At 54.2% G+C, this 23,529-nt stretch carries 20 protein-coding genes; 7 read left to right on the plus strand and 13 right to left on the minus strand.

Annotated features, from left to right (window positions below):
- The first annotated feature begins 260 nt into the window (after positions 1-260).
- The 3 genes from AR456_RS16915 (at position 261) to AR456_RS16920 (ending at position 5,446) form a co-directional block, all read left to right on the plus strand.
- On the plus strand, positions 261-3,872 hold the full coding sequence (locus tag AR456_RS16915; RefSeq protein WP_021818142.1) for a YobI family P-loop NTPase: 3,612 nt from the start codon (positions 261-263) through the stop codon (positions 3,870-3,872).
- Positions 3,873-4,220: 348 nt separating this feature from the next.
- Positions 4,221-4,601: a hypothetical protein gene (locus tag AR456_RS21350; protein WP_155829197.1), complete on the plus strand. Its 381-nt coding sequence runs from the start codon at positions 4,221-4,223 to the stop codon at positions 4,599-4,601.
- Between the two features lie 104 nt (positions 4,602-4,705).
- On the plus strand, positions 4,706-5,446 hold the full coding sequence (locus AR456_RS16920) for a hypothetical protein (protein ID WP_021818140.1): 741 nt from the start codon (positions 4,706-4,708) through the stop codon (positions 5,444-5,446).
- Between the two features lie 159 nt (positions 5,447-5,605).
- Here the strand turns inward: AR456_RS16920 and AR456_RS16925 are convergent, their stop codons facing one another.
- The gene (locus tag AR456_RS16925) at positions 5,606-6,505 is read right to left on the minus strand and encodes a LysR family transcriptional regulator (protein ID WP_021818139.1); all 900 of its coding nucleotides are present in this window, start codon (positions 6,503-6,505) and stop codon (positions 5,606-5,608) included.
- Between the two features lie 116 nt (positions 6,506-6,621).
- Here AR456_RS16925 and AR456_RS16930 point away from each other — a divergent pair, with 116 nt between their 5' ends.
- The gene (locus AR456_RS16930; RefSeq protein ID WP_021818138.1) at positions 6,622-7,362 is read left to right on the plus strand and encodes an SDR family oxidoreductase; all 741 of its coding nucleotides are present in this window, start codon (positions 6,622-6,624) and stop codon (positions 7,360-7,362) included.
- 87 nt (positions 7,363-7,449) lie between these two features.
- On the opposite strand, the gene AR456_RS16935 is transcribed toward AR456_RS16930, so the two are convergent.
- The 8 genes from AR456_RS16935 to AR456_RS16970 all read right to left on the minus strand — a co-directional run bounded on the left by AR456_RS16935 (position 7,450) and on the right by AR456_RS16970 (position 15,458).
- Entirely contained in the window at positions 7,450-7,950 is a 501-nt protein-coding gene (locus AR456_RS16935) for a DoxX family membrane protein (protein WP_021818137.1), read from the minus strand.
- A gap of 312 nt (positions 7,951-8,262) precedes the next feature.
- The gene (locus tag AR456_RS16940) at positions 8,263-8,925 is read right to left on the minus strand and encodes a GntR family transcriptional regulator (RefSeq protein WP_021818136.1); all 663 of its coding nucleotides are present in this window, start codon (positions 8,923-8,925) and stop codon (positions 8,263-8,265) included.
- A gap of 274 nt (positions 8,926-9,199) precedes the next feature.
- On the minus strand, positions 9,200-10,522 hold the full coding sequence (locus AR456_RS16945; RefSeq protein WP_021818135.1) for a TRAP transporter large permease: 1,323 nt from the start codon (positions 10,520-10,522) through the stop codon (positions 9,200-9,202).
- Positions 10,522-11,022 carry a TRAP transporter small permease subunit gene (locus AR456_RS16950; protein WP_021818134.1) on the minus strand — a complete coding sequence of 167 codons (501 nt, stop codon included), beginning with the start codon at positions 11,020-11,022 and terminating at the stop codon, positions 10,522-10,524. Before AR456_RS16950 ends, AR456_RS16945 begins: the two co-directional genes overlap by 1 nt.
- Positions 11,023-11,075: 53 nt before the next feature.
- Complete coding sequence (gene dctP / locus AR456_RS16955; protein ID WP_021818133.1) at positions 11,076-12,125, minus strand: TRAP transporter substrate-binding protein DctP; 1,050 nt, start codon at positions 12,123-12,125, stop codon at positions 11,076-11,078.
- A 422-nt stretch (positions 12,126-12,547) separates the two neighbouring features.
- On the minus strand, positions 12,548-13,255 hold the full coding sequence (locus AR456_RS16960; RefSeq protein ID WP_021818132.1) for a GntR family transcriptional regulator: 708 nt from the start codon (positions 13,253-13,255) through the stop codon (positions 12,548-12,550).
- 146 nt (positions 13,256-13,401) lie between these two features.
- Complete coding sequence (locus AR456_RS16965; RefSeq protein ID WP_021818131.1) at positions 13,402-14,382, minus strand: Bug family tripartite tricarboxylate transporter substrate binding protein; 981 nt, start codon at positions 14,380-14,382, stop codon at positions 13,402-13,404.
- 176 nt (positions 14,383-14,558) lie between these two features.
- The gene (locus AR456_RS16970) at positions 14,559-15,458 is read right to left on the minus strand and encodes a LysR family transcriptional regulator (RefSeq protein ID WP_021818130.1); all 900 of its coding nucleotides are present in this window, start codon (positions 15,456-15,458) and stop codon (positions 14,559-14,561) included.
- 145 nt (positions 15,459-15,603) lie between these two features.
- On the opposite strand from AR456_RS16970, the gene AR456_RS16975 reads away from it, so the two are divergent.
- Positions 15,604-16,650 (plus strand): hydroxyacid dehydrogenase, encoded by a 1,047-nt coding sequence (locus tag AR456_RS16975; RefSeq protein WP_021818129.1) that lies wholly within the window; start codon positions 15,604-15,606, stop codon positions 16,648-16,650.
- On the plus strand, positions 16,647-17,336 hold the full coding sequence (locus AR456_RS16980; protein WP_031207361.1) for an RraA family protein: 690 nt from the start codon (positions 16,647-16,649) through the stop codon (positions 17,334-17,336). The genes AR456_RS16975 and AR456_RS16980 overlap by 4 nt, the downstream gene beginning before the upstream one ends.
- Positions 17,337-17,340: 4 nt before the next feature.
- On the opposite strand, the gene yddG is transcribed toward AR456_RS16980, so the two are convergent.
- The 4 genes from yddG to AR456_RS17000 all read right to left on the minus strand — a co-directional run bounded on the left by yddG (position 17,341) and on the right by AR456_RS17000 (position 22,362).
- Positions 17,341-18,249, minus strand: coding sequence for an aromatic amino acid exporter YddG (gene yddG, locus AR456_RS16985; RefSeq protein ID WP_021818127.1), 909 nt, complete (start codon positions 18,247-18,249; stop codon positions 17,341-17,343).
- Between the two features lie 60 nt (positions 18,250-18,309).
- Complete coding sequence (locus AR456_RS16990) at positions 18,310-19,053, minus strand: helix-turn-helix transcriptional regulator (RefSeq protein WP_021818126.1); 744 nt, start codon at positions 19,051-19,053, stop codon at positions 18,310-18,312.
- A 482-nt stretch (positions 19,054-19,535) separates the two neighbouring features.
- Positions 19,536-19,796 (minus strand): hypothetical protein, encoded by a 261-nt coding sequence (locus tag AR456_RS16995; protein ID WP_021818125.1) that lies wholly within the window; start codon positions 19,794-19,796, stop codon positions 19,536-19,538.
- 97 nt (positions 19,797-19,893) lie between these two features.
- Positions 19,894-22,362, minus strand: coding sequence for a membrane-bound PQQ-dependent dehydrogenase, glucose/quinate/shikimate family (locus tag AR456_RS17000; RefSeq protein ID WP_021818124.1), 2,469 nt, complete (start codon positions 22,360-22,362; stop codon positions 19,894-19,896).
- A gap of 407 nt (positions 22,363-22,769) precedes the next feature.
- On the opposite strand from AR456_RS17000, the gene AR456_RS17005 reads away from it, so the two are divergent.
- The gene (locus AR456_RS17005; protein ID WP_021818123.1) at positions 22,770-23,372 is read left to right on the plus strand and encodes a glutathione S-transferase family protein; all 603 of its coding nucleotides are present in this window, start codon (positions 22,770-22,772) and stop codon (positions 23,370-23,372) included.
- Positions 23,373-23,529: the final 157 nt, after the last annotated feature.

Below are 23,529 nucleotides of genomic sequence, written 5' to 3' on the forward strand. Positions count from 1 at the left end.
TTCTGGAGTCAGACCAAGTTTTTTCTGTTTTTACACGGCCAGGACCCAAAGCGGACGTTAGAAGAGATCGAGACAGATCCGTTATCGATTAGAAATCGTGATTAGACGGTCAAAGGTATCAGCAAGCGGAGTGGTTCAATTGGATTTCCATATATAAATTTATAATCCAAATAAGCAAGAGAATCAAGGTGGTGGCGGGCTGATTTAAACTGGCCCTTCAAGAGTTTTTATTTATTTTGTTTTAGGTTGTTTGGCATCTTATGATAAAGATCATCACCTCACTAACACGCTGGCTTGCCAATAGCCTCTACCGCATCGTGTCTTGGCTGGAGAGCAAAGACCGCTCCGCCGATAGGAAACCGGTGTTCGTGGACCTCGCACCAACTGATGAGGCAGACAAGTCTGGCGTTTACTCCGAAGCGATGCTGTTTGCGATGAACAATGCCAAGGTTTTCAACATTGCCCTAACGGGTCCCTATGGCTCTGGTAAAAGCAGCATCATCCAATCCTTCTTGAAGAAATATCGGCGGCGTGCGCTACATATTTCTCTCGCTGCTTTCGTTCCCGAGATCGATTCGGAGGGCGAGAAAGTGAGCCGTCAAGAGATTGAGAGAAGCATTCTGCAGCAGATGCTGTATGGTGCTGACGCAAACAAACTCCCGCTATCGCGGTTCAAAAGAATTCAGTCTCCCGGTGTTTGGTCGATCTTTAAATCGCTTTACATAATGCTTGGAATTCTCGCGCTCTGGCATGTGTTTCATCAGCGTGAAGACCTCATCAGTGGTTCATTTTTTGTTCCACTTGCTCTCAGAAATTGGCTCAACCTAGGGACATTCATGCTCGCAGCAACATTCCTCTGGGTGGTACTGCATCACTTTTATGTCGCGAGCTTCGGTCTGTCACTTAAGGGAATCTCGTTGAAGGATGTTGAGATAAAGCCTGCACATGATGACCAAGCGTCCATATTGAACCGTCACCTAGACGAAATAATTTATTTCTTTCAAGCAACTGATTACGACCTTGTTGTCATTGAGGATATAGATCGATTTGAAAATGCCGAAATTTTCGTCACTCTGCGAGAAATTAATAGCCTTGTGAACGAGAACGCAGGTGTGAAACGCACCATAAGATTTCTCTACGCCCTGCGCGACGACATGTTTGTCAACACCGATCGAACGAAATTCTTTGAATTCATCATTCCCGTCATACCGATCATCAATACATCAAACTCGATCGATATGGTGTTGGAGCAGGGAAGGAGGCTTGAGCTCGATGAGTGTCTTAATCGTCAGTTTCTAAGAGAGGTTTCACGATACCTGAACGACCTTAGGTTGATTCAGAATATCTTTAATGAATACGCTATTTATATGGCAAATTTGAAAACTGATGGAGAGAATCTGCTCGATGCCAACAAGCTCCTCGCGATTCTGATCTATAAAAACGTCTACCCAAGGGACTTTGAGCAACTGCACCGCGGCGCGGGGACTCTCGCTGAAATACTAAACCTCCAAGACGAACTCATTGTGCATGGTGAGGCCACGCACAGGACCGAAATCGCGGAACTCGAAAAGCGGCTTGAACTCGCCGAAAACCAGGCGCATTCAGGTCTGAGAGAGTTGCAAAAAATATACGCTATGGCTTTGATTGAGAAGCTCCCCACGAATACTGTTAGCGTGTCTCTCAATCGACAAACATGGATCGCACTTCCTCAACTGGTCAGCCACAATACGTTCGAGCAATTGATCGATGCTTCGCGCCTATTCTACCGTAATGCCCAGAATCAATATCATCCAGTCGATGTTTCTCAATTACAAAGCGAGGTGCACCCTCAGAAATCCTACAAGCAACGTAAGGAGGAGGTCGAAAGCAAGGAGGATGATAATAAGCACAAGGTCTTGCGCCAAATACGCGACCTTAAATCAAAGATCGCGGCACTTCGCACGACTAGGCTCAACGACCTGTTACGTTCAAACACCGACCGTGTCCAGAGTCTTTTCGAGGACTTCGGGGAGAATGGAGAGCTTGCCAGTTTTCTTATCTTGGAAGGCTATCTCGATGATACCTATTACCAATACACATCACTCTTTCATTCGGGCCGTTTATCGCCTAACGATAACAAGTTTCTGATCAAAATACGGGCATTTTCTACTCCTGAGTCGGGTTTTCCGATTGACAACCCAAAAGAAGTCATCGCAGCGATGCGAGATGAAGACTTCCGACAAAATTACGTTTTGAATGTTAAGCTTGTTGATACTCTCCTGAGTGACCGCAGCCGCTATCTTGAACAAACTCAGAAGCTCTTCGAGTTTCTCTCGGCCAAGTTTGAGAGCTGCGAGGGCTTTTTCGATGCCTATTATGACACCGGACGCCATGTTGCTGAGTTACTATCGGGATTAGCTAAGATTTGGAAGGATCTCGTCCCAACAGCCATTGCCAGCCCCAAGAGTATCTCTCACGTAACCCAACTACTTTCGGTTCTGCCTGAAGACTATCTCAAAACTCTCGCAAGGGATTTTGATGAGCTACCGGAATTTGTTTCGGTGAACCTTCCTGTCATTCTGGAGCAGTCACCCGAACTAGCACCGGAACGCCTTAAATGCCTCGACCTCGAAGTCAAAGATCTGGCTTCAATAAAAGAGCACTTTGGAGTTGTACGGTTCATGTTTGAGGCGGGGCTTTTTGAACTCACGATAGAAAACCTAGAATACATATACGGATCTATTTTTGGGGAGAATGATCTCGAACCACTGCGCGAGAGGAATTTCACTACCATAAGTTCGACGAACAACGGTATCTTGATGGAGAAGGTCGAAAGCGATTTTGACCGCTATTTTAGTGATGTGCTTTTAAAACTGGAAGAAAATTCCAAAGAGGATGTGGCTGCTATTCTTGCCGTGGTTCGCCACGACACGATTGATGAAGATGATCTTAGAGAGTTTTTAGAACGGCAAACAACATTACTGCCAACCTTGGAGGACGTGCCTAAGAGATTGCACTCAGTACTGTTTAAGATAGGTATGATCGAACCAACGTGGCTGAATTGTCGTGATTTTATGGAAAGTGAAGGATTCGAAGGAGATAGCCTGGTTGGCTATCTCGATCGAGATATTGTTCGTTCGGCCATCCTGCGACATCCCATACCACGCGACTCGGACTCACTGAAACTGCGTCAGTTCCTAATCAATGCGGGCTCGTTGTCTGATGCCGCCTACAGAGAATATGCTCAAGCCCTGCCTAAGCCGTTCAAAAAACTACCCGAAGGACTCGAACCACCCAAGCTTCGAATCCTGATAGATGAAGGAAAAATCAACTTCACTAAAGAGAGTCTCGACGCGCTCACTGACAACAGGGATTTGCAGGTACTATTCGTCGCGGCTAACATCGACACATACTTGGAGGATCCAGACAACTTTGCACTCGACGATGGCTTCCGAGAGGAGCTTCTTCAAACTGGAATTGATGATACCGCCAAACTCGGAATAGTCAAATTGATGGACCTAGGAGCACTAGCGGGCCTTCCCGAACGATCAGCACTTATCGGCCAAATTATCAACAACACCAATACCAAAGTATCCGAACTTGACAGTAGTAGTGCACAGGCCATGATAATACATTCCAACCCCATAGCGACGCAAATTTCACTATTCAATAAATATCATTCACTTATGGAAGATAACGAAGTGCGTCATGTCTTGGCTAGTCTACCGCCGCCATTTTCCGAAATAAAAACCGGGTACAAAACGCCGAGACTGGAGAACACCCCCGATAATCGGAATTTGGTCAGCTGGCTTGATTCAAGAAACATTATTTCGTCATGGAGTGACGACAGCTTATTCAATAACGACATCAGAGTGAATCTCTATAGGAGCTGATTAGTGGCTTATAAAATTCCGCACTGTGTCTCGGCGTCAGCGGTACTGCGCCTGGAGCGCCACACACTGAATGACTGCTCATGGCCGAATGCTGATCTTAAGGCTACTCTGATGGAAGAGGCAACTGACGACCCGAAGCGGACATGCCGGAAAAGCAACGAGCACGTTCATTGGGGATATGCAGCATGCATTTGATTGGTGTTATACTGCCGAGCTATGCTTAATATCTAGATATTTCAATAGGATGAGAGGGGGCGCGCAGCATAACATTGTTGAACGCGCGAGCGCGTTCAAGTGGAATATCAAGCATGCAGCTGCTAAGCATCAATAACAATCTCGGAGATAAAAATGGAACTAGATGAGTTCGTAAAATCAGTTCTCGTCAATGTGCTTTTAGGAGTGAAGAAAGCACAAGACGCCGAAGGTGTTGGTGCGTTTGTTGTTCCTAGCTGGGATGGAGGCCACCAATATCCAAAAAATTCTAGGGTTTCGAGTGGTGCTCGCCTCAAATCAACAATAATAGATTTCGATGTTGCTGTGACTGTCGAGTCGAGTGATAGAACTTCTGGTGGCGGTGGCTTGAAAATAGCGGGAATTGGCGCTGATCTAAAAGGTGAGGCCACCTCAAAGGATACTAAAGTTAGCCGCATTCAATTTGGTGTCCCTATTATGCTCCCTGAGAACCAACGAAATTGGTATGAGGAGCTCACTAATGATAAAAATGCTTAACCAAGCCATTAAATTCGCTCCCTTCGCTCCCTTCGCTCCCTTCGCTCCCTTCGGTCGCCGGACGCTCGTTCCTCGCGCCGTTTATGACGGGAGTTAGGCTCAATATGCATGGAGAAGCATTGATCACTGCGAGACTATTGGTCGACAGAAGAGAACGCAGACTCCTAATGGTTGCCATAGGGGCTTTTCTTCTGTTGTGTTTTATCGAGGCGAGACTTTCTCTGCCAGAGTATTTATCGGGAACGGTTCTTGAACCAATTCTCCTAAGCGGTGCTGTGCGTACCATAAGTGTCGGGGTTCTGGTTAGCCTTGTAGCGGCATATATATTTTATCTTCTGATTGACTACTTTCCTCGCTCAACCAAGGAGGCCAAGTCGGTTTTTGTCCTCAATTCGTTGCTTGCAGCAGTGCTAGATTCTTATGACCGATGTCGTGTTTTCGGACACGAAACGGCGCTGCCTCATGTTAATAGGCATGTTCTCGAGGATGATTGGCTGGAGGGGACGATAGTCGACATAAAGGATCGAAAGGCAAAGTTTCTGCCTCTGAAGTTGGCCATGCAGACTGCGCACACTCGTCTGGATGACTTTAGAAATGCTTTGGTGTTGGCCGTCAATCTATCGCCAGAGCATGCGCTTCAGTGGTTAGTCATCATCGATAAGATAAGGCTCTTTACCGAGAGTTACCGGGAGCAGCCAGAGGTGCCGGAGGATAAGATACATCTGGCAGACAATGAGTCAGATGAAAACCCCCTCCGGTTATACAAAGGAGATTTGAGGTTTCGTTTCCTAGAAGTTGTTGAAGAATCTCAAAGATGGCTGCAACAGAATGGCTCTAAAGCCTAACAAGAAAAGTCACGGCGACGGCTTCTCCATTGCGGCTTCGCCTCCATTCCGCAGCCGCGCGTGCTGTTGGCGTCATATATCAGGAAAATCTCAATGGCCGCTTTTGGCCGAAACCCGCCATGCCTCAAGGAAAGGGCCAACCTTGCATGCCAACATCCCCTACCCAAAATACTCCGCATAAACCAACGTCACCCATTCCAGAAATACCCGCACACGCGGCGATAGCTGTCGCCGCTGCGGGTAGACCGCGTGCAGTGGCATGCTGGGTTTTGGCCATTCGGGGAGTACTTCGACCAGTTCGCCGCTTTCGAGCAACGATTCGACGTGGAAACGTGGCAGTTGGATCATGCCGCAGCCCTGGCGGGCGCTTTCCACGTAGCTCGAGGCATCGTTGACGGTTATCCAGCCTTTGGCTGCGAAGGATTGGGGTTGACCATCGACGATGAGGTCGAGGGTGCTGTCCACGGCGTTGTTACCGGAGAAGAAGCTGACCACCTGATGCTTGTGCAGTTCATTCGGGTGGCTTGGATGACCGACCTGCGCCAGGTACTCCGGGCTGGCACAGATTACCTGCGGAAGGTCCGCCAGCTTGCGGGCGATCAGGCTGGAGTCCTCCGGGGCGCCGGAGCGTAGTGCGCAGTCGATGCCCTCTCCCACCAGATCCACTCGCCGGTCGCCGCTGGTCAGGATCAGGTTCAACCGCGGATAGCGGTGATGAAACTCCTGAATCCGCGGCAGCACGATCTGCCGGGCCTGGGCGCCATGCATCTCGACACGCAGTACGCCAGCGGGATTATCGGCCACCGGTCGCAGTGTCGCTTCGGCATCTTCCAGTTCCGTCAGCAGTTGAACGCAGCGCTCATGGAAGGCTCGGCCTTCAGGCGTGGTACGCACTTGCCGTGTGGTGCGCTCCAGCAGGCGCACCCCCAAGCGTTTTTCCATCTGCTGAATGGCCAAGGTCGCCGACGCTCGCGGGATACCGAGTCCATTGGCTGCCTTGGTGAAGCTGCCGCTCTCCACGATGCGTACGAAGAGGGTCATCGCATCGAATCGATCCATACCGATTGTTTTCTCTGAATGAATAATGATTGCAAGATAGCTGATTTATTCACACGGAGCGAACACCAATACTGCTTCACGTTCCCTCATACAACCCTCATGCAAGGAGTCGATCCATGACCGATACAACACAGAAGGTCGCGCTGGTTACCGGTGCCTCGCGGGGCATTGGCCGTGCCATCGCGCTCAAGCTCGCTGAGGATGGTTTTGCCGTGGTGGTCAACTATGCCGGCAATGCGCAGTTGGCGGAGCAGGTCGTGGCCGAGATCGAGACCAATGGTGGCCGCGGCACGGCGCTACAGGCCGATATCGGCGATGCAGCGTCCGTCGCTCGGTTGTTCGATCAGGTGCTGGAGGCGTTCGGGCGTCTCGACGTGGTGGTCAACAATGCCGGAGTCATGCAAATGGCGAAGATCAGCAGCGACAATGTCGAGGTTCTCGACCAGATGCTGAACACCAACCTGCGCGGTAGCTGGCTGGTGATGGCCAAAGCCGCCGAAACGCTGAGCAACGGCGGTCGCATCATCGCGCTGTCATCCAGTGTGCTGGCAAAGTCTTTCCCCACCTATGGCGCCTACATCGCCAGCAAGGCCGGCGTCGAGGGCTTGGTCAAGGTACTGGCCAACGAAATGCGCGGGCGCGAGATCACCGTCAACGCCGTGGCGCCCGGTCCGGTCGCTACTGAGTTGTTCTTCGAGGGCAAGAGTGACGAGCAGATCGCCTCGATCACCGCCATGGCACCGTTGGAGCGCCTGGGGCAACCGGAGGAAATCGCCGCGGCTGTCGCCTTCCTCGCCGGCCCTCAGGGCAGTTGGATCAATGGCCAGATACTGCGTGCCAACGGCGGCTTTGCCTGAAGCGCATCACCTCCCCGGCTACCGCCGAAACGGTTCAGCGGTAGCCGGGGCACAACTGGTATCGGAGGACGAATACAGTCCAGTGCCTCAGCCAGACGGTCCTCCGCGACGTGAACGCTCCTGCAACGGTATTTCCTGCTGGCAAGGCTCCATCTCGGAAGGGAAATGGTGCGGAGCGATACCCATCAGCTGACGGAGATGGCTAATCATGGCCACTGCCAGCAATCCACCAATCGCTGTCAGGTGCTCGATGGCAAACATCACAGTCAGACGCAATGGGCTGCCGGGCAGTTTGCAATACTGATGCACCACCACCGCAATCAGCACCAGAAACACCAACTGTACAGCGGCGCCCAACCACAACAGGCGCTCCAGCAGGATCAGTACCGCGGCGACCAGCAGGTTGATGGCAACGACCATATTGAGCAGCGCGGCTGGCTCGAGACCGGCAGCACGCATCTCGTCGACCACGACTTGTGGGTGGGTAATCCTCAGCACGCCCGCTGCCATGAATATCGCGACCAGCAACGTACGTGCGATGGCCCACGGCGAGAGGTGATCGAGTGCTCCATCAATGACTCGTTGCATATCGCTTCACTCCTGATCAGCGGGCCGCGCCAGCCACGCGACACCGTTACCGGCCCATACAGCCCGGGCACAGAACACGGACTGCATGGGTATGGAGTGCAGGACTATAGAACCTGAAGTTAACTTGAGGTCAACAGACACAGTGAACCAATATCACTGCCGGATCAGAAGCCATGGACAGAACAGAGCAACGAATAATGCGCCATTTCAGGGAAAGTACTGAGGGTGCAATGCCGCCCATCTCAGGGGGTGAAATATGCGAGCTCCATAGACTTCGTACCCGCCCACGCCGGAAAGTCGCACCTATGACGGCTAAAGAATTCCTGATCGTTTCTCAAGCAAAGAAACAATACTTTCACAGGCCTCGAGAATATGCGATTCGAGCAAATCCGTTGCGGGCTTAACTTCCCCCAGGCGACAGAATTCAAGTAGCTCATGATGTTCCTGCTCGGCTTTCTCCAATTGCTGGGAGTAGAGAAGCTGCATTCGAATGTACCGGTCTGATTTTGTATTCAGTTGCCTTACCAACGACAAGGCTTCCGGAAGCGCTGCTGGAGAATAAAGTGCATTATGAAAAGCAAAATTATACTGACTCCAGCTATCTATACTCTTTCCGGAGTTGAGAGCCGCATCGTACTCAAGAAGTATTTTTCTCGCGTATTTGACATTCTGATCAGAAAGGTTTGGTATTGAACGCTCGAGCAAATATCTTTCAATAAATACACGTAAATCAAACAATTCACGAATTTTGTCAACTGACAACTCAGTAATGAAGGCCCCTCGGTGGGCATGAAATTCAACCAGGCCTTCCGATTCGAGGATCAATAGCGCTTCACGCACAGGAATTCTACTGACATCATAATCCTTCGCCAAGGCATCCTGACGCAGCTGTGCACCACCAGCAAACTCCCCGCCAAGAATTCTACCTCTCAGATCATCGGCGACATATTGGGCTCTCGTCTTGTATTTCATCATGGTTTACGCAACCTGAATTATATTCTGTCCAAATTACTCAGAAAAAATCTCTTGACTACGGAATTACTGGTGATGACTGACGAAACCGGCAACCCGATGCATCATAGTGGCTGCGCTAAAAACCCACTTCCATTTTGCTACCAAACCAACACAACCCAATCATATGCAATGTATGGGAATCATTCTTATCCATTCCCTGATCACCAACGACTCTTGAAAAAGCACTCATGGGCAAGCTTGAACATCAGCCCATGAGTGCTTGAAAAAGTGACTATCAAAAACCTACTATCTGACTCGGCAGCCAGGTTGCAACACTCGGAAACGTCGCAACAATAGCTAGAGTTACCAGCTGTGCCATAATAAACGGAACCACACCCTTACACATCTGGCCGTAAGTTATATCATCAGGGGCTATAGATTTAAGATAGAAAATGGAGGACGCCATAGGAGGTGTCAAATAACTCGTCTGTATAGTCACCAAGACTAGTGTAGCGAACCAGATGGGATCTATCCCGAGCGACCTTATAACGGGAGTAAATATCGGAACACAGATAAGCACTATGGATGTCCAGTCAAGTACAAATCCCAGCAGAAAAGTAACGACCAGGAAGAAAATAATGACTGAAGTGCTACCCCCACCAAGTGCATCCGCAATGCCCTCAACCAACTCTCCTCCACCATTCACAGCAAAGATGCCGGTGAACATGGTTCCTCCAGCAACAATCAAGAGAATCATTGCCGTGATCCGGACTGTCATCTTCAGCGACTCACCGAGAGACGAAAAGGTCATTCCTCTGTTGGAAATCGCTAGAATGCTAGCCCCAGCAACGCCCACTGCAGCTGCTTCTGTTGGAGAGGCGATTCCACCCAGCAGTGATCCCAGTACAGCAAACATCAGCAGGAGCGGTGGAAGCAACGACTTCAAGGTTATCGTAATTTTTTTCTTCAGGGGAATGGTAGGCAAGCTATCCGCGCTAACCGCGGGGCCATCAGACGGCCTTAGAATACACCTGACCAATATATACATTACAAACAAACCCACCATGATCCCGCCCGGTATGATGATCGCAGCAAAAAGGGCACCAATCGAGATCTGTGCCAGTGCCGCATAAACCACAACAATTACCGTAGGAGGGATTATTGTACCCAGCGAGCCACCTGCACAAATGGTGCCAGTGATCAATGAGTTGTTGTATTTGTATTTCTGCATGGCAGGAATAGCCATCAAGCCGATCATTATCTCTACGGCCCCTACTACGCCTGATGCAGCGGCAAAGACTGCTGCCATTAATATCGTGGTGATAGCCAATCCACCAGGCAAGCGCCCAATCCAGAGCTGTATGGCTTCGAACAGGTTCTTTGCAATACCAGATTTTTCCAGAATTGCGCCCATCAGTACGAAAAGAGGAATGGATGATAGTATATAGTTGGTTGAGGCACTATATATACTTCCATATAGCTGCTGAAAAATAACGGGACCAAAAGAGAACCAGCCTGCCGCCACAGAGACAAGTATCAAGGAAAACGCTATAGGGATACCCAGGAATATCAGAAAAAAAAGCGCTGGGAACATCAATACCACAATTACTGATTCCATCACCAGCTCCCCTTGAGCGCCTTTTTCATGAAATACCTTATTCCTTCAGCCAGCAGCTGGAAGGAAAAAAGACTTAAGCCAACTGCCAAAACAAGATAAAAAGGCCACATCAACGGTCCCCATGTGCTGACCGTCTCGACCTCTCCTGTCATATAGGCATTTATGGCCTTCCCCCAGCCATGCCACGCCATCACTGAAATTACTGGGAAGAGGAGAAAAATGTATGCAAAGCCTAGAATACAGGCACCAACCTTCTCGGGAAAAAGCCGGATAATCACATCTATCTTAACATGACCATCCACTCGCAAAGTCCATGCCACTCCCAACATAAAAGCGGCACCGGTAGCCATATAGGAAATATCAAACGCCCAAATGGTTGAGGCATTGAATACATACCTGGCCACAACTTCATAAAGCATGGAGAGAATAAGGATAACAAACAACAACCTACTAACTAGAGCAGCGTAGTGAGAAGCCTTATCTATTAATCTTAGAATCATAACGGCATCCTGCTATTGAAAAGAGGGAGGAAAAATCCTCCCTCCGCTTCTTATTAGTTTCTAATCAAATAATCCTTATTTTCTTCCCACCTTTCCTTGTATTCATTGTAGTTCTCAAGGAGCTCAAGCATTTCAGGTGATCCATCTTCATTCTGCTGTTCTGCCTTGCTCATGATCCAATCTTGCCCGCTCGCCGAAAGCTCTTCTACGAAAGAGTCATCCAGAGTTATGACTTCATTTCGACCAGAGCGGTATTCTGCCATCGCCTGCATGTCCTTATCGTAGAAGCTGGTCAAAGCCTCATACGTTGTAAGCTTTGCAGCCGCCTCCAGCAGTGGCTTAAGTTCCTCAGGCAGGCTTTCCCAGGTTTCCTGTTTCATGACAACCTCCCATAGGAAGGTCGGCTGATGAACGCCCGGAACAATTATATATTTTGCAGCTTCATGAAAACCTTCGGGCTGGTTGCTGGAAGGTGTCGCCCATTCAACTGCATCCACTCCCTTCCGCTGGAGCAGGGTGTAGGTTTCACCAGGCGGAACGACCGTCGGAACGGCATCGTAGTAATCTCTCATCACCTCTGCCCAGGGGCCGGAAGTGCGATACTTCAAGCCCTTGAGGTCTTCAGGACCGGTGATTTCCTGGTTTGAATGAGCGAATACTTCGGTTGCACCAATACCAACGATGAGGGAGTGAAGCCCTTCAGAAGCCCTAAGCTCTGATAAAGCCTCTTGCCCACCACCTTCGTAGATCCAATTGATGTAGGTTTCCGGCCCCATTCCACCTGGGAACCCTGCAAATATTGAGTTGATGGGGTCCTGGTTGACGAGATAGCTAGGCGTCGAGTGTCCCGCTTCCACAGTTCCTTCTTTTACTGCCTCATAGACCTGCAGCGCAGGCACAATGACGCCTGCACCATAAGGCTGTATCTCTACTCTTTCGTCAGTTAGAAGCGAAACGTTGGAAGCAAATCTCTCCAGAAAATTCTCATAGAATGGCGACCCGGCAGGCACTGAAGTCGGGACCTTCCAGACGACATCTGCGGCAAAGGAATTGGCCGCAATAAATGCCGATGCAGCAACACATGCTAGACTTACATTCTTCATGACGCCCTTCCTTTCACTTAACTTTGTTTTTGTAAAACAAGATGTTAAGCCTCTACTTCAAACGCAGCGACTCGTAACACTACGCTTGCCAGGATTGCATCTTGTTGTAGTACCGTGCAAAATATTTATATTTTATACAATGTACAAAGTCAAGCTTGTAGACACGCCTCTCGCTGCTAACCGGCTTCGCGATCTCAAACGGTTGTAGCCAACCCAGGCAGGCTCGAGGATCTCGTTGGTGGCCGAGTTTGCGGGCAGTGGCGCTATCCGGCGCCAGGGTGATGGGCACTACTTCTGGTTCAGGGTCCAGGATTCGGGGCACATGCCCCCTTGAGGCCCCTCCTTGGGTAGTAAAGAGGGTATATCGCTGTCATGTCGTGCATGGCGCCTGACTCAGCCAGCGACTCAAACGTCTGCTGGCATCAATCGGCAGAGCTCAGTTCCTTCTCGCGCTCCAACTGCTCCATACGTTTGACATTGGCCTCGATGGATTCCTTGCGAATCCGACCCAGCTTGCGAATATCACGCTGCTCGATGGCCACCAGAGAGCGGTCGATTTCCTCGGCGACCGAGTCGACTTCACTTTGCCAATCCATACGCGGCACCATCGAAAGCCAGATTCGGGCGATCTGGAAGTACAGCTGCATCAATATCTCGCGGGCACGATCGTTCTCGATGATTCCTGCATGCCCATGCTGCAATGCCAGGTGCAGGCGCCCCAGGCCATCAAGGTCAGGAGACTCACGTAGTTTCCGGCACCACTCACGCAGTTCGCGATATTCACTCTCGATTTCCCACCATTGCGGTGCGGGCGATAACCGATCCAGTTGCTCCTCGAGAATCATGCGGATGACGTAGACATCCTTCAGCGAGGCAAAATCGAAGTTGGTCACCACGGTCTGCATTCCCTGGCGCCGTTCGGCAAGGTGCTCCAGCTCAAGACGCAGCAGCGAGCGTCGTATGGGGGTGCGGCTGACACCGAATTCTGCTGCCAACTCGGACTCACTGAGCTTGGTTCCGGGCAGGTAATGCAGCAGACAGATCCGGTCCCTGAGGGTGATATAGATCTCGGCGGTACGACGCTGCGCCGCCCCCAGCTTTTCCCAGTGTTCGCGTGAATCCATCGCCATGACACACCATGCTCTCATCAACAGACTGTTCTATAGATCAGCTCAGGCTGAGACGATAGCATAGAGAGCGACCGAGCATGGCACCCCGGTTGCCGGCACCCGATCGGCTGGAGATATCACCTGGTTCGACCGAAAGGATCTACGGCCTATTGTTCGAGCAGGCCGATATCCCGTGACAGGTCGCGCATTACTTTGACCTGCTCTCCGACAAAGGCCGTGAACTCGTCGCCGCTGAGGTGGAACGGCATCAACCCAGAGTCGGTCATGAGTTGCTGCCATTTGTCACTGGCATACAGCGTATCAATGGCATCAACCCAGTATTCACGAGCATCTTCCGAGATACCGCCTGGCATGTAGAGTCCACGCCAGTTGGCGCCAGTCACCTCATAGCCCTGCTCGACGGCTGTTGGCAGATCAGCATACTCACCGTCAAGGCGTTCCGGCGCCAGTACCGCCAGTACCTTGAGGTCTCCGGAATCGAGGAAACCCGCCGCTTCGGTCAGATCACCTGAGTAGGCCACCACATGGCCTCCCATGACTTGAGTAATGGAACTCCCCCCACCAGTGCTGGCCAACCAGGTGATACCCTCCAGATCCTCGACACCGGCAACACGCGCCAGCAACAGCACCTTGAGATGATCCCAGCCGCCGACACCACTGCCTCCGGTAAATGTAACCGACCCCGGCTGCTCAATCATTGCCGTCACCAACTCGTTGAGGGTCTGGTACTCACTGTCTTTGGATACTGCGATTATGCCGTAATCGCTGCCCAGTGTGCCGATCCACCTGACGTCATCCTCGGTGCCGGGATAGCGACCCAGCGCCAACTGACTGGCGGTCGCTGTCGAAGTTGCCACCAGCAGGGAATTGTCGGTGTTGCGCTTGCTGAGAACATGGGAGAACCCCACCGCACCGGAAGCCCCTGACATATTGAGGGTCTGCACCGAACGTGGCACGAGGTCCAGCTCCGACAACACCTGTCCAACACTACGGCAGGTGAAATCCCATCCGCCACCGGGAGTACTGGGAGCCAGACACTCCACCTTGTTTCCGGGTTGGTAGGCATGTGCATTGGCGGCCAATCCGGCCGTACAGATCGCAAGCAAGGTCAGTCGTGAGTATTTCATTGTGTTGTTCTCCACTCAGCATTCTGTGCGCTTACCAACGTTGCGGCAGGCAGGCACGCAACCGACTGGCTATCGGTGGCTACACGCTCAGCTTCCTCCAACGAGCGGAGATTTCACATACGACATTAAGGCATACCAACTTGTATCAATATTGATATATCGATCACAATAAGCAATCAATTAGCGTGATACATTTCCTTGCCTCTTTCACGCAATAATGTCATCAGGCTCTGACAGGCCGGCGACAGATAGCTGTCGCGACGAGTCATCAGGCCGAAGTGACGGTGCAGAGTGGTCTCACGAAACGGCAACTCGACCAGGCTGTCGCTGAACGGCGGGCTACGCAGATTACGCCGCGAAATGAAGCTGAGCAGGTCTGTGCGTGCAATCAAGCGCGGCATCAGCGCCAGCGAGCTGACCTCGATCTGAGCCTTTGGCGCTGCCATGCCATGGTCGGCGAAGGTCTGTTCGAGCCAACGTCGTGTCGCCATATTGCCGCTAGGCAATATCCACTGATAATCATTGAGCTGCTCCAGTTGCGGCACACATTTCGCCAACGGGTGATCGCGACTGGCCACCACCACCACTTCATCCTCGACAATCGCCGCCCCTTCCAGCTCCTCGCTGCTGATCAACGGCCCCAGCACCATATCCAGTTCGTCACGCAACAGGCCATCACGCAATACATCGCTCATACCCACTGTCAACGATAGCGTTACCCCGGGTGTCTGCTTCAGCAACTCACTCAAGGCGTTAGGTAACAGGAACTCGGTGAGAGTGGCAGCCACGCCAAGCCGCAGATGACCAAGGCTGCCTTCAGCGTGTTCGCCTACCTCGCGACATGCCTCATCGATGTGCTGAAGTATCAACTTGCAGCGACGTGCCATGACCTCGCCCACCGGCGTCAGCACCACCTGGCGTCCCTTGCGCTCGAACAGTCGAGCGTTGAGCTGCTCCTCCAGGCGGCCGATGCACTTGGTCAGCGCCGGTTGGGAAATATGCAGCCGTTCCGCCGCACGGCGCATGCTGGAAAACTTTACGATAGCCGCAAAGTAACGCAGATCACGCTCGTTCATTGATTACCCTTGGTTATCTTTTATGGATAAAAAGAAAATAGTTTTACCTATCGTTTCGTGTCAATAATTGGCGCCATCCTACGGCAGGCCCCACCAGGACACCTTGACCCCGGCATGCCCGATCACCCGCTGATATGAGGCCCCCATGCCCTATACCGTACTCGTCACCGCGCCTAGCCTGGCGACACCGGGCCTGGAGATACTGCGTCAACGCCAGTGCGAGGTGCTGTTCGTCTCTGATATCGCCGACAAGGCCAGCTTGGCTCACCAACTCAAACAGGCCCCCATCGACGCCATCATCTCACGCACCATGACAATCGACGCCGAGATGATGAAAAGTTGCCCGACCCTGAAGGTCATCTCCAAGCACGGGGTTGGTGTCAGCAATATCGATCTGCACGCCGCGGCGCAGCAGAACATCGCGGTGTTCGCCACGCCAGGCGCCAACAGCCAGGCGGTGGCGGAGTTCACCCTCGGCTTGATGTTTGCCGGCGCCCGCCATCTGGCGCGCTTCGATCGTCGTGTACGGGCCGGACTGTGGCAACGTGATGGCGATGGCATGGAACTACACGGCAAGACGCTGGGACTGGTGGGGTTCGGTCAGATTGGTCAGCGCGTCGCTCAGGTTGCGCTGGCACTGGGCATGAAGGTGGTCGTCGTCGACCCATGGGTTTCGCCCGGAGTCGCTTCGGCGCAAGGCGTCACCCTGGTAGACGGCCTGCAAGCCCTGCTGCCGCAATGCAACGTTCTCAGCCTGCACTGTCCTGCCCAACGCGGGGCTCCGCCGCTGATCAACGCGCAGGCACTCGCTCTGCTGCCGTCAGGCGCCATCATCATCAATACTGCGCGCGGTGAGCTGATCGACGAACAGGCTCTGGTCGATGCCCTGACCAATGGTCATCTCGCCGCCGCCGGACTCGACACCTTCGCCAGCGAGCCGCTCGATGCCGACAGCCCCCTACGCCAATTGGACAATGTCCTGCTGACACCACATGTCGCGGGATCAACTCCCGAGGCTCTGGCAAAGATGGCATGCGGTGCCGTCAACAATGCATTGACCTGGCTGGACTCACAGCCCCTCACAGAAGCCTCTGGCCGCTGCCCGCCGGTGACCGCCGAGCAACGGGCTCGGCTCGAACAGTGTCGCGTGCCATTACCCACGATCAGTACAACCGGGGAGACATCCGCATGACGACAGCAAGGTGGCCTACGGGCTTCATGATCAATCACCGCCCAGCCTCACTGGATGAGCACCTGCTGGCGGCCTGGAATCAGATTCCCAGTGCCCATGCCTGCGATTGCATGGGCCGCCTGAGCGGCAGTATTGGGCTGCGTGCCTATCACGGTGACGCCAATCTGGTGATGTGCGGTATGGCGATTACCGTGCGCGTGCGTCCCGGCGACAACCTGATGATTCACAAGGCCATGCTGATGGCCCAGCCGGGTGATGTCATCGTCGTCGATGGCGCGGGAGATCTGAGCCAGGCGGTGATCGGTGGGCTGATGCGTACCACAGCGCTGGCACGTCAACTGGGCGGATTCGTCATCAATGGGGCGGTGCGCGATCTCAATGAATGGGCCGAGGGCACGATTCCGGTCTACGCCCTGGGGCATACGCCACGCGGCCCCAGCAAGACCGGCCCAGGGGAAGTGAATGTACCGATCAACTGCGCCGGCATGGCAGTACAGCCTGGCGATCTGATGATCGGTGACGCCGACGGTGTGGTCAGTGTCCCCCGCGACCGCCTGGAATCCTTGCTCGACGAGGTCAAGGAGCACGCTCTGCGCGAGGAGAACATTCGCCAGCGCAATGCCGCTCAGGGCGGTGACGAGGACCGCATCAACGAGCTGCTGCGCTCATTGGGGTGCCCAGTATAGCGACTCAGCGACTCCGGCGGCGGCCCAACCAGCCGCTGCCGATCAGCATGCCGAGGGTGATCAACAATGCGGCACCGGCCAGCCATGGGCTGAGACTGGCGTAACCGGTCGCCACCAGCACCAGCGTCGAGAGCAACGGTGTGAAGTAGGACAATAGCCCCAGCAGGCGCAGATCACCGCGTTTGACGCCGATATCCCAGGTGAAGAAGGCGCTGCCCACCGGTCCAAGCCCCAGCCCGATCACTCCCAACCAGCCCAGCCCCTGCGGCCAGGTGGTGGTCTCCCAGAGCAGATGGCAGATCGCCGCCAGAACCGCCGTGGCGAGACAGAAACCACCCACCGCGGCAGTCGGCACGCTGCGCGTCACGCGCGACAACACCGAATAGCCACTCCACAGAAAGGCACAGGCAAAGGCCGCGCCATAGCCCAGCACACTGCCGCCAGCGTTGACATCGCCACCGATCAGTAATGCCGCGCCACAGAAGCCGAGCAGGCTGCCGATCACATGGATGGCGCGCAGACGCTCCCCCGGTAACAACGCGACGAACAGCACGATCAGCAGCGGCCACAGATAGCTGATCAGTCCGGCATTGGCAGGCGGGGCATTCTGCTGGGCGACGAAGTACAGGGCGTGGTAGCCGAACAGGCCGATGACGCCCAATGCCCAGATGGGTAACGGCTGACGCATGGCGGCAAACGGAGACTCGCCCTTGAGCGATAACCAGACCACGAAGCAGACGAAGGCGATGGAAAAGGCCAGTGCCGTCAGCAGAAACGGCGGTACTGGGCCCGCCAGCTGCGTCAACGCGGCCAGCAGCGCCCAATTGAGCACCGTGGTGGCACCAATCAGTGTGGCACGGGTGCGTTGCCGCTCAGTGGAAGGTTGAGATGACAAGGAAGAGCTCGACGACATGACAGGATTCCATTGATCCGGAAAGCTCCCAGCCTGCCTGAAATTCGCTGGCGGAACTTGTCAATTCCTGACCTCTTGCCGCCACTCTCGCGGAGAACAGCCATACGCCTGGCGAAAGGTGCGAGAGAAGTGCGCCGCATCATGAAACCCACAGTGCAAGGCGATCTCGGTCAATGTCACAGTGGGCGACGCCAGCATAAGACGACGTGCTTCGCCCAGACGCTCATGCTTGAGCCATTGATGGGGAGCAAGACCGGTCAGGGCACGAAACTGGCGCGCAAATGCGGCTTCGGAAAGATGACAGAGTCTCGCCATCTCGGCGACCTGCCAGTTATGCCCGAGCTCACGGCGTAGAACCGGCAACAGTTTGAGCAGGCTCAAACGTGGCGTCGACAGCGCACTGCCGGCATGTTCGCCGACATATTGCGCCACTCGCCCCAGCCATGCGGCTGCCGCTGCGGGCTGTTGGTGCAATTGCGCTGCCTGCTGAGTCAAGCTGGAAGGAAGCTGCCAACCCCCGCTGCGGGAGGTATCGAACAGCGAGGCGATATCCAGTGCTTCACACCAGGCAACGGCAAGATCCAGCACCAGAATGCGATTGTCCGCCGGCGCCAGATAATGATGCCAGCTATCGCAGGCCACCGGTGCAACCACGCCTTCACCAACGCGCACCGGCCTGCCGCCGACTTCAAGCTCAACCATGCCGGTCTGCCCGAGCAGCAACTGATGGAAACTATGCCTGTCCGTTAGTGGGTGGTCGGGATAGTCGCGAACCTCTATCACCGGACCAGAACTGCAAGTCATTGCATCACCAAGTGAATTGTGTCCAGTCGTGCAACGAGTAGGCCGCCTGTCGCGGCAAGGTCGTCATCCGTGATTAAACAAAAATGGTTGACAGAGGAGACACCCTCTCATTTAGATAGGGTACCCGCCGTGGACCGGCGTAGGCCAGGAGTACTTTTTCATTCTGCAGGAGGCCCCCGCATGGCCAGCAACAGCAAGAGTGTCATCAGACGCGTGTACGTTCCTACTCATGTCAAACAACTACCCAACGGTGACCGGGTGACCGTTCCCGGCCATTATCGTACACCCCCGCCCGACTGATAGCGTCTCTCGCTCAGCTTCGGTATCGCATCGTCACCCTGTCAGATGCGGTGCCAACAACTCACTCAGCCATTCGATGCAAGCATCAATGCGCGATGACCAGTGCCGCCGGTGTGGATAGAGTACTGACACCGGCATGGCAGGCAGACGCTGTGCTGTGCTGTGCTGTGCAGTAAGGAAGATCAAACCTCCCCCGTCTGACGAATCACCCGCCACCAGCCAAATACCACCGGAATACCGAAGAGGAAGGCATGCATAAGCAGTTCCTCACCTAATGCGTAGCCATGGGATAAACCGATATTCAGGTTCCAGGCACACAGCAATACCCACACCAGAGAGAATGCCCACATGGCCTTGCGTCGCCAGGCCAATGGCAGATAACTGACCAGTAGCCACACCACCACGACACCCACAACAATGATCACCAGACTTCGCATCGGCATTCCCTTCCTGGCAGGTGCATCTTGCATAAATCATTCGCCCTGACTGGAAGCGCTATCCAGCCAGGGCGATCGATCATGGATTATTGTGCCGTTTCAATTACTGCTCGGGCAGTGCATAGGCGATCACATAATCGCCCATACGAGTGCCGAAGGTGCCATGTCCACCAGCAGTGACAACGACATACTGGCGACCATCCTCACCCTGATAGGTCATCGGTGTTGCCTGGCCACCGGCGGGTAGACGAGATTTCCACAGCTCCTCTCCGCTGGTGAGGTCGTAGCCACGGATGTACTGATCCAACGTCCCGCTCAGGAAGGTCACCCCACCACCAGTTGTGGTTGGGCCACCCAGTGCCGGTACACCGACCTTGAGCGGCAGCGGGATGCCGAACGGCATGCTGTCACGCGTGGTGCCGTTACGATGACGCCAGACAACTTCAGGGCCCTCATCAGCCGCCAGATCGACACCGGCCACGTCGCCCCAGGGCGGTGCCTGACAGGGAATTCCGAGCGGTGACAACAGCGGTCCCATTTCCACCGCATAGGGTGCGCCCTCGTTGGGCTGCAAGCCCTGTTCGCTGGCGGAGCCCTCACCTTCAGCCACCTGCTCCCGCGGGATCATGCGCGAGACAAAGGCCAGATAGTTCGGCGTGGTGAAGATGGCCTGGCGTACGGGGTCAACCGCAATTCCGCTCCAGTTGAAGACACCGACGTTACCTGGATAGACGATACTGCCCTGCAATGACGGCGGGGTGTACTGTCCTTCGTAACGCAGCGAGTTGAATTTGATCCGGCACAGCATCTGATCCACCGGCGTGCCGCCCCACATGTCACGGCCACGGAGAGGCGGCGGCAGCAGGTTGAGCTGCGAACGCGCCTGAGTCGGCGCTGTCCAGTCGCCTTCCACGGCACCCTGGGGCACCGGAACCTCATCGATCGGCACCACTGGCTCACCCGTTTCTCGGTTGAGCACGTACAGGCTACCCTGCTTGGTCGGCTGGATGACTGACGGCACCACCTCACCATCAACATTGAGATCAATCAGCACCGGCTGCGCCGGAGAATCCATGTCCCATAGGTCGTGATGGACGAACTGATAAGACCACGCGATGTTGCCGGTAGCCAGATCCAGTGCCACCAGCCCGGCGCTGTAGCGTTCGTCATCCTCGCTGCGATCCGCTCCCCACTGATCCGGCGTCGCATTGCCCATCGGCAGGTACACCAGGTCGAGCTCTTCATCAACGCTGAACGGTGCCCAGACATTCGGCGAATTGCGTGTATAGACCTCATCGTCGGCCAGTGGCGTGGTGCTGGTCGGGTTGCCGCTATCCCAGTTCCACACCAGTTCACCGCTGCGCACGTCGAAGGCACGAATCACACCGGAGGGTTCGTCGACCGAGCTGTTGTCGGTCACATGACCACCAAGAATCACCAGGTTGCGCGTCACTACCGCGGGTGAGGTCGAATAATAACCGCCGGGGACGATCGGCCCCATATTCCGGGTCAGGTCGATTTCACCGTTGTCACCGAACGTCGTGCAACGCTCACCGGTATCGGCATTGAGCGCGACCAGCCGGGCATCGGCGGTCGGCAGGAAGATGCGACGCGGACACATCACATCGGTCTCGCTGACCATCGGTGCTGAATCGCCCTCATGGCTGGACGCGGCTTCTGCTGCATCGATGATATTGCCCTGCTCATCGGGTGCAGAATCGATGCCATTCTCGCCGTAGCTGGCCACATCGTAGTAGGTCACGCCGCGACAGGTCATGTGCGCCCAGCGAGAGAAGTCATCCGCGCCCATGGTGCTGATTTCAGGATCGAAGGACCACACGGTCTCACCAGATTGCGGGTCCAGTGCCATGGCACGGCTATGCGAGGTACAGATATACAGCAGGTCGTTGACCTTCAGCGGCGTATTCTGATTGGTGATCTCCGGCGGAGAATCAGGCTGAATGGTATCGCCGGTCTGAATGCGCCAGACCTCCTCCAACTGCGAGATATTCTGTGGAGTGATCTGGTCCAGCGCCGAATAATGCGTTCCGGCATTGGTGCCGCCGTAGGCCACCCAATCCTCTGCCGCTATCTGGGCCGGGTTGGGGGACGTTGAAGGAGCCTGACCCGCAATGCTGCCGTTCAATTCACCGCTCTTGAGATCCGGGACCTGGCTGGCTACCGCCACACCCAGTGCCACCAGCACCGATAGCGACAGGATCATTACTCCACTGCGACTGGCGCCGCGCCGCCACCAGGGCAGCAACATGATCAGGCCAATGACGCACAACACCGCGACTCTGGGCACCAACTGCCACCAGTCGAAACCGACTTCCCATACAGCCCATAAGGTGGTTCCCAGCAGCACCAGCCCGAACAGTCCCAGCGCTCCATGGCGTCTTGCCATCATGGTTGCGCCGGAAAGCGTCAGACCTGCCCCAGCCAACAGGTAATAGGCCGAGCCTCCCTGCATCAGCAGATAGCCTCCGCCGCCCATCAGCGCCAGGCCGAGTAACAGTATCACCAGGCCCAGCAATAGCGCTGGCCACTTGCTTGCACGCTTTCGATCCATCGTCAGTTCCCTCGTCCTGGCTGCTTGAGTATCGGGCGACCATTCCTGGTCAACCTGCCCGCCATCAATGCGGAGATCAGGCAGCGCCCACCCAGGCAGGAGCCCTATGATTCATTCGTTATAACGGAAGGATAGAAGTTTGCAGGATAGTCCGCGAAAGACAATCTTGAGTTGCAGAAAGACCATCATGAATCCAGAACAGAAAGACCGTCATGAATCCAGAAAAGGTACTCATGAATCTGGAAAGACAATCATGCATCTGAAAAAGGCAGTCATGCGTTTCAGATTGCCGACAGTTACACTCAGATACGCGCCGAAAAGCCGCGCAGTCGGGCAATGATGACTACCCACCCTGCGCGAACGTGGCAAACTGGCCTCAATCGTTTACAGCACTACAGGACAAGCCGATGAACCTATACGGAGACTCTCGCTCCGGTAACTGCTACAAGATCAAGTTACTCGCAGCGCTGCTGGGTATTCGACTGGTATGGATCGGCATCGATATCCTCGCTGGTGACACTCATAACGACGACTTTCTCGGCCGCAACCCCAACGGCAAGATTCCGCTTCTGGAACTGGACGATGGCCAATTTCTCGCCGAGTCCAATGCCATTCTCAACTATCTTGCCGACGGCACTGAGTGGCTTCCGCAAGACCGTTTCACGCGGGCTCAAATACTGCAATGGCAATTCTTCGAGCAGTACAGTCACGAGCCCTATATCGCCGTAGCGCGGTTCATTTCCCTGTACCTCGGTCTGCCCGAGGAAAAGCGCGCGGAATATGAATCACGCAAGGCCGGAGGCTACCGAGCCCTCTCCGTGATGGACCACCACCTCGCCCAATCCCGTTGGTTGGTCGGCGATCACCCCACCATCGCCGACATCTCGCTGTACGCTTACACCCATGTGGCTTACCAGGGTGGCTTTGATCTTGAAGGTTTTCCACATGTCCGCGCCTGGCTCGACCGCCTCGCCGCCCTACCCGGCTACGTTCCCATTGGTGAAGACTGATTGGTTAAAACTGATCGGTGAAGACTGATCGATAAAGGCATCCGTTCAGCGAACAAGTGAGAACAGCAGACTCCCGCTCGCCGACTTTTCCGACCAGCCTGTTGCGCGAAGCTCGTTGCTCGAAGCTCGTTGCTCGCCACCGATATGCCTTAGACTG

Source organism: Halomonas huangheensis, assembly GCF_001431725.1.
GTDB lineage: Bacteria > Pseudomonadota > Gammaproteobacteria > Pseudomonadales > Halomonadaceae > Halomonas > Halomonas huangheensis.